The sequence below is a fragment of the Ornithinimicrobium sufpigmenti genome, assembly GCF_004322775.1.
GTDB lineage: Bacteria > Actinomycetota > Actinomycetes > Actinomycetales > Dermatophilaceae > Ornithinicoccus > Ornithinicoccus sufpigmenti.
Genome location: NZ_CP036403.1, coordinates 3,655,493 through 3,669,265, shown reverse-complemented (window position 1 = coordinate 3,669,265; position 13,773 = coordinate 3,655,493). Strand labels below are relative to the sequence as shown.

At 70.8% G+C, this 13,773-nt stretch carries 13 protein-coding genes; 6 read left to right on the top strand and 7 right to left on the bottom strand.

Annotation, left to right across the window (positions count from 1 at the left end; translation table 11 throughout):
- Window positions 1-38: 38 nt before the first annotated feature.
- Window positions 39-839, bottom strand: a complete 801-nt coding sequence (locus ESZ52_RS16895; RefSeq protein ID WP_131105944.1) for an MBL fold metallo-hydrolase — start codon at window positions 837-839, stop codon at window positions 39-41.
- Between the two features lie 86 nt (window positions 840-925).
- On the bottom strand, window positions 926-1,729 hold the full coding sequence (locus ESZ52_RS16890; protein ID WP_131105943.1) for a crotonase/enoyl-CoA hydratase family protein: 804 nt from the start codon (window positions 1,727-1,729) through the stop codon (window positions 926-928).
- Between the two features lie 103 nt (window positions 1,730-1,832).
- Between ESZ52_RS16890 and dctP the strand changes: the two genes are divergently transcribed.
- The 6 genes from dctP to ESZ52_RS16860 are packed head-to-tail and all read left to right on the top strand — an operon-like array spanning window position 1,833 to window position 6,990.
- Window positions 1,833-2,873: a TRAP transporter substrate-binding protein DctP gene (gene dctP, locus ESZ52_RS16885; protein WP_238154630.1), complete on the top strand. Its 1,041-nt coding sequence runs from the start codon at window positions 1,833-1,835 to the stop codon at window positions 2,871-2,873.
- Window positions 2,870-3,391 (top strand): TRAP transporter small permease, encoded by a 522-nt coding sequence (locus ESZ52_RS16880; RefSeq protein WP_131105941.1) that lies wholly within the window; start codon window positions 2,870-2,872, stop codon window positions 3,389-3,391. The genes dctP and ESZ52_RS16880 overlap by 4 nt, the downstream gene beginning before the upstream one ends.
- On the top strand, window positions 3,391-4,674 hold the full coding sequence (locus ESZ52_RS16875) for a TRAP transporter large permease (protein ID WP_131105940.1): 1,284 nt from the start codon (window positions 3,391-3,393) through the stop codon (window positions 4,672-4,674). The genes ESZ52_RS16880 and ESZ52_RS16875 overlap by 1 nt, the downstream gene beginning before the upstream one ends.
- A gap of 9 nt (window positions 4,675-4,683) precedes the next feature.
- Window positions 4,684-5,862, top strand: a complete 1,179-nt coding sequence (locus ESZ52_RS16870) for a CaiB/BaiF CoA transferase family protein (RefSeq protein WP_131105939.1) — start codon at window positions 4,684-4,686, stop codon at window positions 5,860-5,862.
- Window positions 5,855-6,220: a cupin domain-containing protein gene (locus ESZ52_RS16865; protein ID WP_131105938.1), complete on the top strand. Its 366-nt coding sequence runs from the start codon at window positions 5,855-5,857 to the stop codon at window positions 6,218-6,220. Before ESZ52_RS16870 ends, ESZ52_RS16865 begins: the two co-directional genes overlap by 8 nt.
- 29 nt (window positions 6,221-6,249) lie before the next feature.
- Complete coding sequence (locus tag ESZ52_RS16860; protein ID WP_131105937.1) at window positions 6,250-6,990, top strand: IclR family transcriptional regulator; 741 nt, start codon at window positions 6,250-6,252, stop codon at window positions 6,988-6,990.
- Between the two features lie 69 nt (window positions 6,991-7,059).
- On the opposite strand, the gene ESZ52_RS16855 is transcribed toward ESZ52_RS16860, so the two are convergent.
- The 5 genes from ESZ52_RS16855 to ESZ52_RS16835 form a co-directional block, all read right to left on the bottom strand.
- Window positions 7,060-8,421 carry an aspartate aminotransferase family protein gene (locus tag ESZ52_RS16855; protein WP_131105936.1) on the bottom strand — a complete coding sequence of 454 codons (1,362 nt, stop codon included), beginning with the start codon at window positions 8,419-8,421 and terminating at the stop codon, window positions 7,060-7,062.
- Window positions 8,421-9,623 carry a M20 metallopeptidase family protein gene (locus ESZ52_RS16850; protein ID WP_131105935.1) on the bottom strand — a complete coding sequence of 401 codons (1,203 nt, stop codon included), beginning with the start codon at window positions 9,621-9,623 and terminating at the stop codon, window positions 8,421-8,423. Before ESZ52_RS16850 ends, ESZ52_RS16855 begins: the two co-directional genes overlap by 1 nt.
- Window positions 9,624-9,687: 64 nt before the next feature.
- A complete protein-coding gene (locus ESZ52_RS16845) occupies window positions 9,688-10,869 on the bottom strand; it encodes an amidohydrolase family protein (protein ID WP_131105934.1) in 1,182 nt (393 codons plus the stop codon).
- Window positions 10,853-12,160, bottom strand: a complete 1,308-nt coding sequence (locus ESZ52_RS16840) for a type I glutamate--ammonia ligase (RefSeq protein WP_238154631.1) — start codon at window positions 12,158-12,160, stop codon at window positions 10,853-10,855. Before ESZ52_RS16840 ends, ESZ52_RS16845 begins: the two co-directional genes overlap by 17 nt.
- Before the next feature lie 11 nt (window positions 12,161-12,171).
- Entirely contained in the window at window positions 12,172-13,665 is a 1,494-nt protein-coding gene (locus ESZ52_RS16835; protein ID WP_131105932.1) for an APC family permease, read from the bottom strand.
- Window positions 13,666-13,773 lie beyond the last annotated feature (108 nt).

Below are 13,773 nucleotides of genomic sequence, written 5' to 3'. Positions count from 1 at the left end.
GCGCCGTACGTCGGAGGAGAACGCCGCTGCGCGATGGGCTACAGGTCGACCTTGAGCGAGATGGTGTCGCCGCGATGGGCGAGACGGAGCTGCCCAGGCATCTGCCGTGTCTGCCATTCCCTCTCGAAGTCGCTGAGCGGTGACCGGAAGACGGTGTAGTCGTCGTAGTGGATCGGCACGGTGAGGGACGGCTGCAGGAGCTGGACGAGGTCGGCGCCCTGGTTGTCGTCCATGGTGACCAGGATGCTGCCCAGGATCTTGGTGCCGCCCAGGTGGACGACCGCCGCGTCGAGGTGGCCGAGGCGGTCGGTGATCTCGCGCAGCCAGGGCCGGTAGAGGGTGTCGCCGCTGATGTAGAGGCGGAAGGGGCGGCCGGAGCCGGTGTCGAGCTCCAGCACGCTGCCCATGACCGGCGGCAGGAGGGGCTTGACGAGGTTGGGCGCGTGGGTGCCGGGGACGGCGGTGATGGTCAGGCCGGTGTCGTCGCGCTCCAGGGTCTGAGAGGTCCAGGTCTGGACCGCGGTGGCCTGCTCGAACCCCCACTTGTGCAGTCGCCGCTGGGCGTGCCCGGTGGTGAAGATCGGCAGCCGGCGGTCCAGCTTCTTCTTCGCCACCCGGTCGAAGTGGTCGCCGTGCAGGTGGGACAACAGGATCCCGTCCAGGTCCGGCAGCTGCTCGGGCTGGAGCGAGGGCTCGGTGCGCCGCTTGGAGAAGAGGCCCTTGCCCAGGTAGGCGCGCTGGCCCTTGTGCAGGAAGTTGGGGTCGGTCAGCAGGGTGAACGGGCCGAGACGGAGGATGGTCGTCGCCGTCCCGATGAACTCCAGGCTTGGATCGGTCATACCTCACCGTCAGACTGCTGTCGGAGGCTGTCAACTCGATCGGACTGCGCCATCGCCGTCGCGTGCGACCCGCGGCGGGTCAGCGCTCAGTCACCGGAGAACGAAGGATCGCGCCGGTCCAGGAAGGCCTCCACGGCCTCCATGTGGTCAGGGGCATGGTGCGCCAGCGGCTGCATGGCCGCGGACATCTCCAGGATCGTGCTCAGGTGCGAGTGCCTGGCCTCGCGCAGGAGCTTCTTCGTCATGCGCACCGCGTGAGGGGGGTTGACGGCCACCCGCTCGGCATACTCCCGGGCGGTGGCCATGAGGTCCGCGGGGGGGACGACCGCGTTGACGAGTCCCCAGTCCAGAGCCTGCTCGGCGCTGACCCGGTCTCCGGTGAGTGCCATCTCGGTCGCCCGGGCGTGCCCGATGATGTGCGGGAGGAGCCAGGCGCCGCCGTCGCCGGGGATGATGCCGAGCTTGACGAAGGACTCCGCGAACCAGGCGGTGTCGGCCGCCACCCGGAGGTCGCACAACGTGGCCAGGTCGCAGCCAGCTCCCACGGCCGGGCCGTTGACCGCGGCGACGAGCGGCACCTCACAGTTGTAGAACGCCAGAGGGATCTGCTGGATGCCGTAGCGGTAACCGTCTCGCATCTGGTGCGGCAGGCCGGAGAAGATCTCCTGACGGTCGCGCATCTTCTTGACGTTGCCGCCGGCCGAGAACGCGGGCCCGGCCCCGGTGAGGATCACGGCCCGCACGTGCCTGTCCCGGTTCACCCGCTCGACCGCGCTGACCAGCTCTTCGATCATCGGCTGGTCGGAGATCGGGTTGCGCTCCTCCGGTCGGTTGAGGGTCCACGTCTCGACGTGGCCCTCCCTCTCCACCAGCAAGGGGGTGTCGCTCATGTCGATCCTTCCATCGCCGCTTCCTTGACAGGGTCCGACCCTACCGCTACGTTTTTCATAATCTTGAATCCTCATCCGTAACTACGAACGGAAGATGAAGCCCATGGGCCACCATCGCAACAGTGCCGTTGCCGCCGCCGCGCTCGCGGCGCTCGTGTTCTCCGGCTGCGCATCCGACTCCTCCTCGGACCCGGTCATCCGGCTCGGCGACAGCTACTCCCCGGCCCACCCCTTCGGCAAGTACGGGACCGCCACCTTCAACGAGGCCGCGCAGGAGTCCGGCTTCCAGGTGGACTACTTCCCGGCGGGTCAGATGGGCAACCCGCAGGATCTGGCCACCCTCGTCGGTGCGGGTGTGCTGACCATCGCCCCCGCCAGCGCCGCCTACCTGGAGGACCAGTTCCCGCTCTCCAGCGTCTCCGACCTGCCCAACATGACCACCGACGCGTGCGTGGCCGCGAACGCGATGATGGATCTGCTGTCCGAGGGCGGGATCCTCTACGAGGAGGAGTACGAGCCCATGGGTATGCGGCCGCTGTGGATCTCCATCATCCCCAACTACGAGATCCTCACCGCCAGTCGCCAGGTGACGACGCCCGAGGACCTGCCCGGCCTGATCATCCGGTCCTCCGGCGGCGCCTTCGACGTCACCATGGCCGCGACGGGGGCGGCCGCGGTCAGCATGCCGGCGGGTGACACCTACGAGGCGATGTCCCGGAACACCGTGGACGGCACCGTCATGCCCTTCCTCAGCACCGTGCCCTACCGCCTGGACGAGGTGTCGGCCTACAGCACCGATGGTCTGAACCTCGGCTCGGTCGGCATCCCGTACGTGATGTCGCACGAGGCCTGGGACGCGCTGACCGCGGAGCAGCAGTCAGCTGTCCAGGCCGCGGCCGACGAGGCCAACCAGACGCTGTGCGAGGCCCTCAACACGCTGCACGAGGAGGGCCGCACCTTCCTGCAGGACAACGGCGTGACGATGACCGAGGTGGACCTCTCACCAGGCAGCGCCTGGGGGCAGCTGACCGAACCCGTGCCGCAGCGGTGGGCGCAGAGCCTGGACGACATCGGACTACCCGGCAGCGAGGTGCTCAGCCAGTACGAGTCGGCCATCGCTGAGCACGAAGGGACGCAGCGATGACCACCACGCACTACAGAGGTCCCTTCGCGACCGTCCACCGGGCCATCACCGGCGCGTCCCTGACGGTCGCCTCCGTCTTCCTCGCGGTGCTGACGATCGTGATGGTCGTGGAGGTGGTGGCGCGTTATGCCGTCGGCGAGCCGCTGGGGTGGAACCTCTCCCTCATCGAGAAGGTCCTCCTGCCAGGCATCGTCTTCCTGGGTCTGCCGTGGGCCCGCAGCGTCGGTGCCCACGTCAGCGCCGGGATGGTCTACGAGCGGCTCTCCGCCGGGATCCAACGGTTCAGCCGTGGTCTGGCGCTGGTGATCGAGGTCGTCTGCTACACGCTGCTGCTGATCAGTGGTCTTGTGATCGCGGTCGCGATGTTCCGCATCGGTGCCCAACCGCCACCCCTGTCCGCCCAGCTGGGTCTGCCGAGCTGGACGTGGCGGGCCTTCCTTCCCCTGGGTGCGGCCGGCGCCCTGGTCGTCACGCTGATCGAGATCTTCGGCCGCGTCCGGGACGAGGAGACCCTCTGATGCTCACCGCGTTCATCACCCTGATCCTGCTCGTCCTGATCCTCCTGCGGGTCCCGATCGTCTTCGCGATCCTGGGCAGCGGGATCCTGGGCCTCCTGCTGCTCGGTGGCCCGGAGATGGTCGTCGGCGTCCTGCAGACCATCCCGCAGACCGCCGTCAGCAAGAACGCGCTCGCAGCGATCCCTCTCTTCGTGCTGATGGCCCAGTTCGTCGTGCACAGCGGAGTGCTGGACCGGTTGTTCGGCGCCGTGTCCGCGATCGTCGGCCGCGCGCCCGGCGGAACGGCGATGGCCTCGGTGGGGGCTGGCGCGGTGTTCGCCGCCGTCTCCGGCTCCTCGATGGCGTCGGCGGCCGCGCTGGCGCAGACCTCGACCAAGCGGATGGTCAGCGAGGGGTACAGCCCGAGCCTGAGCGCCGGAGTCGTCGCAGCCGCCGGCACCCTCGCGGCGATGATCCCACCCAGCGTGCTGCTGGTCTTCTACGCCATCACCGCGGAGGTCAGCGTCGGTGCAGCGCTGATCGCCGGCATCATCCCCGGGGCCCTCGTCGCCGTGGCGCTCGTGGCCACCATCCTGCTGCTGATCAAGGTGCGCACCGGCTCTGCCCCGCGCGGACGGGCGCACACCTGGCAGGAGAAGGGGCGGAGCCTGGTGGGGATCGGCCCGATCGCCTTCCTGTTCCTCCTCGTCGTAGGCCTGGTCTTCCTCGGCATCACGACCGCGACCGAGGCTGCGGCCATGGGCGCCGTCGGTGCCTTCGCCCTGATGGTCCTCAAGGGCACAGCGAGCTGGGCGCGGATCAAGGAGAGCTTCGTCGAGGCGCTGTCGACGTCGATCATGATCCTGGCGATCGTCCTGGCCGCCCACGTCTACGGACACTTCATCACCGAGACGCAGGTCACCCCGCGGCTCGTCGAGTTCACCGAGTCCCTGGCGATCCCCAGCCTCGTCATCGTGGCGTTGATCGCCCTGGGCTACCTGGTCCTCGGCTTCTTCATGGACCAGCTGGCGATCATCGCGCTGACCGTCCCCGTCACGCTGCCCATCGTGACCGGGTTCGGGTACGACCCGATCTGGTTCGGCGTCATCGTCATCCTGCTGGCCGAGATCGGCCTGATCACCCCGCCGCTGGGGCTCAACGTCTTCGTGGTGTCCAAGGCGTCCGGCATCCGGGTCGAGTCTGTCTTCCTGGGCGCGATCCCGTTCGCCATCGCGATCTTCCTGGTCGCGGCCGCACTCTTCTTCCTGCCCGGGATCGTGCTCTACCTACCAGGGCTGATGTGAGGTGGATCAGTGAGTAGCGCGCAAGCAGCAGTGGCCGGGCCGCTGGACGGTGTCACGGTGCTGGAGGTCTCCAGCGTCGTGATGGCGCCGTTCGCCGGCCGCATCCTGGCCCAGCTGGGGGCGAGGGTGATCAAGATGGAGCCGCCCGGCGGGGATCTGCTGCGCAGCGCGGCGGTGCCTCCTGGTCAGACGATGAGCGGCACCGTGCTCATCCTCAACGAGGGCAAGAAGAGCATCGAGGTGGACGCCCGCACCGAGGAGGGTCGGGCCACTCTGCGTCGCCTTATCGCGCTCGCGGACGTGGTGCTGACGAACCTGCTGCCGTCCCGGCGCGAACGCTTCGGCCTGGACTGGGAGTCGGTGTCTGCCGTGAATCCTGCGGCCATCCTCTGCACCGCCCAGGGCTACGGCTCGGAGTCCGACCTCGCCGACCGTCCCGCCTACGACGACACCATCCAGGCCGCCTCTGGGCTGTGCGACGTCAACCGGCTCTCGCTGGGGTATCCGGCCTATGCGCCGTACATCATGGCGGACAAGGTCTCCGGTATGGCGATGGTCTACTCCCTCCTCGCTGCGCTCTTCCGTCGTGGTGTCGACGGGCGTGGCCAGTGGGTGGACGTGCCGATGCTCGACGTCCTGGCCGACTTCAACGCCGTCGAGCAGCTCAACGACTTCGCCTTCCACCCACCCGCCGGTCCCGCCGGGTGGCACCGCACCATCGACCCCCGCCGGCGACCGCACGAGTGCACGGATGGCTGGGTGTGCGTCCTGCCCTACACCGACCGCGACTGGGCGGCCTTCGTCGAGCTCGTCGACCGGCCCGAGCTCGCCGCGGACGAGCGCTGTGCCACGTCGGCCGCGCGCACCCAGAACGTCGGCCTCGTCCAGGACCTGATTGCTGACTACTGCCGGGGTAGGTCGGTGGCTGAGGTCCTGGCCGCCTGCGAGTCACGGCGGATCCCGTGCCAGGAGGTCGCCACGCTGGAAAGTCTGACGTCGAGCCCGTACCTGCGCGGGCGCGGCTCGATGACGCTGCAGCAGCATCCGACCGAGGGCGCCTACTGGTCGCCGAGCCCGGGCATCCGCTTCTCGGGCACCCCTGGTGAACAGGTTTCCCCGACTCCCGGACTGGACGAGCACCGCGAAGAGATCGAGACGATGTTGAGAACGGAGAACGAGCATGGCTGAGTTCGTGATGTGGGAGCAGCTGGAGGAGTACTCGCCCCCGGCCCACGTGGGAACGACCAACCGCAGGATTCTGGACGGAGCCACCTCCCAGGAGACCTTGTCCATGGTCCGCGGCCAGCTGCAACCGGGCGGCTGCGCAGAGGCACACTTTCACCGCGTCAGCACCCAGGTGACGCACGTCATCACCGGCCGCTGCCGCGTCGAGGTGGACGGCCAGGTGCGGGAGCTGGGGCCGGGCGACACCGTCTTCATCCCCGTGGGGCAGGTTCATGTGGTCACCGTGCTGGGGGAGACTGACCTGCAGCTCGTCAACGTGTACCACCCCCCGTTGCAGACGAGCGACATCCTGACCCCCTGACCCGACCGACCCGCTCCGAGGTGAACACCATGCCCCAGCCCACTGCCCCTGGAGGTCACCGCACCGTCAGTCGGGTGATCGGCATCCTCGAGTATGTGGCGTCCCGTCCGGAGGGGGCCCGGCTGGCGGAGATCGCCGATGCGGTGCAGGCGCCCAAGTCCAGCACTCACGGCTTCTTGCGAGGTCTGCTCGCCGCGGGCTACGTGTCCGAGGGGACCGAGAAGCAGACCTACCAGCTGGGCTGGGGAGCACACGCGATGCTGCTGTCTCAGGAGAACTCCCTGATCGAGCTGACGCGGGCCGTGCGGGAGGAGATGCTCGACCGGTTCAACGAGACGATCACGCTGGCGGTCCGGGTGGGGGACCACGTGGTCTACCTGGAGAGTCTGACCCCGACGCACGCGATCTCCTACCAGGCAGCCACCAGGGTCCGTCGGCCCCTGTGGCCGACGAGCGCGGGCAAGATCTTCCTGTCGCACCTGCCCGAGCCGGAGGTCGGTCGCATCCTGCTCCGGGAGGAGGCCGAGACCGACCTCCGCGACGTCGATGTGGAGCTGGCGACCGTGCGGGAGAGCGGTCTGGCGTTCAACATCGGCGAGTCGCAGACGGACGTGGCCGCGGTGGCCGTCCCGCTCGCCGTGGGCGGACTCAGCGCGGCGATCTCCATCGCCGGGCCCGTCGGCCGGATCGAGGAGCACCTGCCTCGCATAGGGCGGACCGCCACGGAGGTCGTCCGCGCCGTCGACCTCACGACCGGGGGAGCCGGATGACCGGTAGGCCGCCCGTGCTTGACCCGTGGGTGGCCGCGTGTGCACCAACCGTCAGGCCCGAGGGGTCGCCTACCAGCCGCTGAACGGCGCGACGTCCTCCTCGCTCACCTCACCGCTCACTGCGGCGTCGATGGCTCCGGACAACAGCTCGACCGCGTGGTCGACCTCCGCCTCGCTGATCGTCAGGGCCGGCGTGATCTCGATGACGTTGTCGCGCACCGGGTAGGCGATGCCGCCGAGCCGCCAGAGGGCGTAGACCGCCCGGGCGGTCAGCCCGGTGGCCGGCTCGCGGGTGCCGGGGTCGACCAGCTCGACGCCGAGGGCCAGCCCGCGGCCCCGCACGTCGCCGACGTGCGCAGCGCCCGGCCGGTCGGAAGCGGCATACGCCTCCAGCCCCGCCCGCAGCTGCGCTCCGCGCACCTGGGCCGCCTTGGCGAGGGAGCCGTCGCGGAGCAGGCGCAGCACGGCGCGGCCGGCGGCGCAGGAGACCGGGTTGCCGATGGTCGTCATCAGCGCCGACGCGCTCGGCTCGTCCAGCGCGGCGGCAGGGCCGACGACGGCGGACAGCGGGAGCCCCGAGCCGAGGACCTTCCCCAGGGTGACCAGGTCGGGCAGGACGCCCTCGGCGTGGTGCGCCAGGAAGTGGCCGGTCCGGCCGAGCCCGACCTTGACCTCGTCGATCACCAGCAGGGCGCCGTGCCGTGCGGTCGCCTCTCGCAGTCCGGCGAGGAAGCCGTCCGGCGGGACGATCACGCCGCCGTCGGACTGGATCGGCTCGACGAAGACCGCCGCGACGTCTCCGCCGGCCAGGTGCTCCTCGACGCGGGCGAGGGTCTGCTCGAGCAGGGTGGCGGGGTCGCCGGTCCACGGCCGGTAGGGGTCGGGGTAGGGGACCAGCCGCAGGTGGGGGTCCGGCACCGCGCCGGCCGCGACGTGCAGCCCGGAGACGGCCATCGAGCCGCCGAGCCCGCCGTGGTAGCCGCGCTCGAAGGCGAGGATCCCCGGCCTCCCGGTGGCGTGCCGGACGGCGCGGAGCGCGACGTCGTTGGCGTCGGTGCCGGCGTGGCCCAGGTAGACGCGGCGCTCCGTGCCGGTGGTCGCGACGAGCCCGAGCAGCTCCTCGGCGAGCAGGACCGCCTCGGGGTGGCTGCCGGACAGGATCGACCCGGTCGCCTGGGTGGACACGGCGTCGGTGACCGCCTGCACCACGGCCGGGTGCGCGTGGCCGAGTCCCGTCGCGGTCCAGCTGGCGCTGAGGTCGAGCAGCTCGCGGCCCTCGGGGGTCGTCAGGATGCTGCCGCGACCGGCCGCCGTCACCTGAGGGAAGAAGCGCAGCTTCTCCACGCCGGCGACGACCTGGCCGTCGGCGGCATACCACTGTTCGTCGGAGCGTCCGGGGGTAGCCCGGCCCGTCCCTGCTGCGGGTGTCATCAGCCCTCCTGCCTCTCCACCGCGGCCAGGTAGCCGCAGACGAACGCCGTCGCGACCCGCTCCACCGCGTCGTCGGTGGGCAGGAACTCCGGGTGGTGCAGCGGCGGCGGCTGCGCGTGGCCGTCGACCTGCACGCCGACGAACGCCATCACCGACGGCACGACCTCGCCGAAGAAGGAGAAGTCGTCGGCGCCGAGGGAGCGCATCGGCTCGGTCGGCTCGATGCCGCACCGCTCCAGCCAGGCGTCCATATGCCCCACGAGCAGCGGGTCGTTGGACAGCATCGGCTCCCCGGCCGTGACCACCACCTCGCCCTCCAGGCCGTAGGAGTCCGCCTGCCGGGCGACGAAGTGGCGCACCTGCTCCTGGAACTGCTGCCGGTCGGCGTGCGTGGTCGTGCGCAGCGTCGCCAGCAGCCGCGCCTCGCCGGGCAGCACGTTGGCGCTGCGCTCGCCGGCCTGCAGGTGGCCGACAGACAGGGTGCTGGGTTGCATCGGGGAGACCGTGCGGCGCATCAGCTCGGGCAGGCCGAGCACGATGTGGGCGATCGCGGCGACCGGGTCGCTGGCGTGGTGCGGGTAGGCCCCGTGCCCGCCGCGGCCCCGCAGCACGATCTCGATCTCGTCCGCGGCCGCGTTGACCACCCCGGCGCCGGTGGCGACGGTCCCCGGCGGGACGGTCGGGTGCACGTGCGCGCCGACGGCGGCGGACACGGCATACCGCGACAGGGCCCGCGAGCGCACGACGTTCTGCGCCCCGGAGGGGTAGGTCTCCTCGCGCGGCTGCAGCAGCGGCACCAGGCCCAGCGGCAGCGGCAGCGCACGGGCGGCGCGGACCACCGCGACCAGGGCCGCCAGGTGCACGTCGTGCCCGCAGGCGTGCATGGAGCCGGTCGTCGAGGCGTAGGCCGCGCCCGTCGCCTCGCGCACGGGCAGCGCGTCCAACTCGGCCCGCAGCAGGACGGACGGCCCGGTGGCCGGGCCGACGCGACCGATCCGGCCGGTCTCCGCGACTCGCTCCAGAGGTATGCCGAGGGCCCGCTCGACCGCCTGCGCCGTCGGCTCCTCCGCACCGGACAGGCGGGGGTCGCGGTGCACCTCGCGGCGCAGCTCGAGCGCGGCCGGGAGCTCCGCGGCGACCGCCTCGAGCCAGCGCTGGCGCAGGCTGTCCAGCGCAGTGTCCTGGGCGAAAGAGGCCGTCATCTGCTCGCGCGCCCTCGTGAGAACCGTGCGCCCGGTCGCCGGGAGGACGGAATCGTAACCATCGTCATCGTGAGAACCGTGCGCCCGGTCGCCCGAAGGTCGTGGTCGGGGCTTGGTCGAGCCGGTAGACGCGGCGGGCGTTCTCGCCGGCGACGAGGCTGGCCACCCTTTGCTGCTCCTCCTCGGGCCAGCCCTGAGGCCCGGCCCATGTGGTGAAGGCGCGCTGCAGGCCGCGGCGGAACAGCTCGGCGCCGAGGTAGTAGAGCTCGGCTGCACCGAAGGCGTCGGAGGAGAACATCGCCTTGAAGAAGGGCGTGAGCTCCAGCGACTCGGCGATGACCTGGGCGGACTGCGCGCCGGTGTAGGTGACGGCCAGCCCGACGTCGCAGTAGACGTGCTCGAAGACGTGGGCGAGGTAGCCGGCCTCGCGGTGGAAGGGGTAGCAGTGCAGCAGCAGGATGCTCGCGCCGCTGCCGCGGGCCAGACGGAGCAGGTCGGTGAGCAGCAGCGGGTTGCAGCGATGCAGGTCGACGTCCGGGTCGCCGTAGCCGACGTGGAACTGGATCGGCACCGCCCGGTCGATCGCCTCCCACCAGCCCAGCCGCACCAGCACCGGGTCGCTCAGCCGCAGCGGCTGCCCGGGCTGGCGCGCGGCCTGCCAGTCGCCGACCGCGCGCGCCACCGCGTCGTCGGTCGGCCGGGATGGGTCGATGTCGAAGCCGACCCGGTAGGCCGCGATGCTCTTGACCCCCACCGCCGTGCGCAGCTCGGCGTCCAGGCGGTCGCGGAAGGCGGCGAGGAAGTCCTCCGGGCCGACCTCTTCGGCCACCTGCTCGGCGAGCCGCTCGAGGCGGACCACCTCGGCATACCCTGCGCCCGCGGCCGCGCCCATCTGGGCGGGCGTGAGGATCTGGTCGGCCTTGAAGCCGGTCTCGATGACGTAGTCGCCGATCCCGCTGGCCCGCAGGAGGCGGCGGGTGGCCTCGCCACCCAGCTCGGCCCGCCGCGCCAGGTAGTCCTCGGGGGAGGCGAAGGAGGGCAGGTCGAGGACCGGCGCGCAGTCGCGGCGGATCGCGAAGCCGAGCTGGGTGTCGAAGAAGGTCGCCCCGTCCGGCGCCGGCACGTCGGACTCGGTGATGAGGTCCTCGAAGGTGGCCCGGTCCACCGGCCCCTCGATGACGCCGTGGCAGTGGTGGTCGACGAGGTGCAGGTCGGCGAGCCAGCCGTTCTCAGTAGGCACGGGCATACCACTCACACTGCTCGGTCTCGCTCAGCTTGCTCACTTCCTCCAGCTCGATCCGCTTGATGCGCAGGTATGTCGTGACCAGTTCGGGCGCGAACCAGCCCCGGACCACCTCGTCCTGCTCGAGCGCGTCCAGCGCCTCCGCGAGGGTGCGGGGCAGCTCGGCGACGTCGCCGCGGCTGCTCGGGTCGACCTCGCCGACCTGCAGCTCGGCCGGCTCGGCGTCGGTGCGCAGGCCCTCCATCCCGGCGTGCAGCAGGGCACCGAGCAGCAGCCACGGGTTGGCGCCGATGTCGCCGCCGCGGAACTCCAGGTGCAGCTGCGGCTCCGGGTCCTGCCCGTCGATCTCGACGGTGGGGCACAGCCGCAGCAGCGCCTCGCGGTTGTGCAGGCCGAGGAAGACGCCGGCGCTGGACCACTGGTGCGGCCGCAGGCGCAGGTAGGAGACGGTGAGCGGGGCGAAGATCGCGGCGAGGGCGGGGGCGTGCCGCAGGACCCCGGTCGCGAACCGGCCGCCGAGCTCGGTGAGCCGGCCCGGGCGGGAGGCGTCGAACATGACGTTGGTGCCCTCGGCGTCGCTCAGCCCGAAGTGGACGTGCACGCCGTTGCCGGAGCCGCCGGGGACGACGACGGGGGAGAAGCTGGTCCGGTGGCCGGCGGCGGAGAAGACGTCACGCACGAGGTCGCGGACGAGGATCGCCCGGTCGGCCGAGGCGACGGCGTCGGTGCGGGAGACGGTGACCTCGAACTGGTGCTGGCCGTACTCCGGCAGCCAGGTCTCCGGCTCCAGCCCGCTGCGCTCCATGGCGGTGACGAGCTGGGAGCCGATCGGCTCGGCGTTGCGGAAGTTGCGCCAGGAGAACGGGTGGTGGTCGTCGGTGATGTCGAGGTCCATGAACTCGTGCTCGAACGCCGACTGCACCGTGAGCCCGAACTCGCTCTCGAGCCGCTCGACCGCGTCCCGCAGGAAGGTGCGCGGGCAGCAGGCCCACGGCTCGCCGTCGGTGTGCACGATGTCGGCCAGGATCAGCCGGGTGTCCGGACGGCCGGGGACGCCGGTGATGACGTGCGCGGAGTCGTGGTCCGGGCGCAGCCGCAGGTCACCGGTCGACCCGAACGGGATCTGGTCGGCGATGTGGCCGCTGGCGCCGATGCCGAAGTTGGCCGGCACCCAGCCGGTTGTCACCCCCGGCTCGAGCAGCGCGCTCGGCATCGACCGGCCCTTGGTGATCGCCGACAGGTCGCTGGTCGCGACGAAGGTCAGGGGGGTCAGGTCCTCTTCGGTCTGGCTCACGTGTCCCATCCTTACCCGAGGTCCTCTCTGGTGAGACGTGCACCGATCCGGTCGGCGAGCGACGGGGCGGCGAGGATGACGATGAGGCCGACCAGGCACCAGGCCCCGGCCATCCACGGGAAGTAGGTGTACGGCGCCTCCTGCCCGGCGACCTGCACGACATACACGTAGACCAGGTAGACGATGCCGAGCGTCGGGACGACGACCTCCCAACGCTTGATGGGGGAGTCGGGGCGGAAGGTGTGCCGGATCGCGCCGACGGAGGCCATGCCGTAGGCGACGACCATGCAGAGGGTGGCGATGGTGGCGTACCAGTAGTAGACCTCGACCGGGCCGCCGCCGATGACCGCCAGCAGGACGACCAGGAGCATGGTCACGGTGATGACCGCGATCGTGGCCGGCACAGGGGCGCCGGTCTTGGCGCTGGTGCGGGCGAGGGCGGCGGGGCCGAAGCCGTCGCGGGCCAGCGCGAACACGAGCCGGGCAGCGGCGGCCGAGCAGCTGAGCAGCGAGGCGAACGCCACGCAGAAGGCGATGATCGAGATGATCACGGCGAACCAGGGGCCGATATAGGTCGAGCTCAGCTCGGTCAGCGTGGAGCTGGCGCCGGCGAACGCCTCCTGGCCGGCGGCGTCGGTGCCGTAGCCGATCGTCTGGGCGAACATCACCAGCGTGTAGATGACACCGGCGATGACGACCGCGTAGGTCAGCGCGTGGGGGATCGTGCGCTTGGGGTCGCGGGCCTCCTCGCTGAGCGAGGTGCCGGACTCGAAGCCGGCCCAGGACAGGAAGCCGAAGACCGAGGCGGTCATGATCGCCGTCCAGGACGCCTCGCCCGGCAGCAGCGTGCTGAAGTCGACGCCGGTGCTGACGGGCGCGTCGCCGCTGGCGACGCGCGCGATGATGATCAGGCTGAGCGCGACCATGACGAGGATCCCGACCATGCCGATGCCCAGCAGGGTGCGGGTGGTGACCGTCGACTCCCGCACGTTGAGCAGCAGCGCCAGCGCGGAGACGACGACGGCGATCGCGACCCACGCGCCGCCCGGCATCTCGACGCCGAGCTCGCCCAGCATCGCCTCGAAGAAGACCGCGCAGGCGCCGGTGATGCAGGCGGAGAAGAAGAGATAGGTACCCAGCAGCGCGAACCCGCCGAAGAAGCCGGCGCGCGGGCCCAGCGTCACGCCGGCGAGGGCATACACGCTGCCCGCGTGCGTGAAGTATCGGGTGAGCCGGATGAAGGCGTAGGCCACGAGCATGACGCCGGCGAAGGAGACCGCGAAGGTGAACGGCACCGCGCTGCCGACGAGGCCGGCGACGCCGATGCCGTTGAGCGACATGGCCATGACCGGGCCCATGAAGCCGACCGACAGGGCGGTGACCTCCCACACGCGCAGGCGGCGGTGCAGGCCGGAGGGGGTGACGACGGTCCCGTCGGGCGTGGTGTCCGACGCTGCTGAGGCGCCTGAGGAGGAGACGGTCCCGGGCTCGGGCTGCGGATGCATGGGTGGCCTTTCGACGGTGAGGGCGGGTCCATGAAACATCGGTTACGTCAAAGCGTCAAGCAAAGGTGTGTGAAATTCTCGTTACAGCCCTGGGCGATGTCGTGTCCC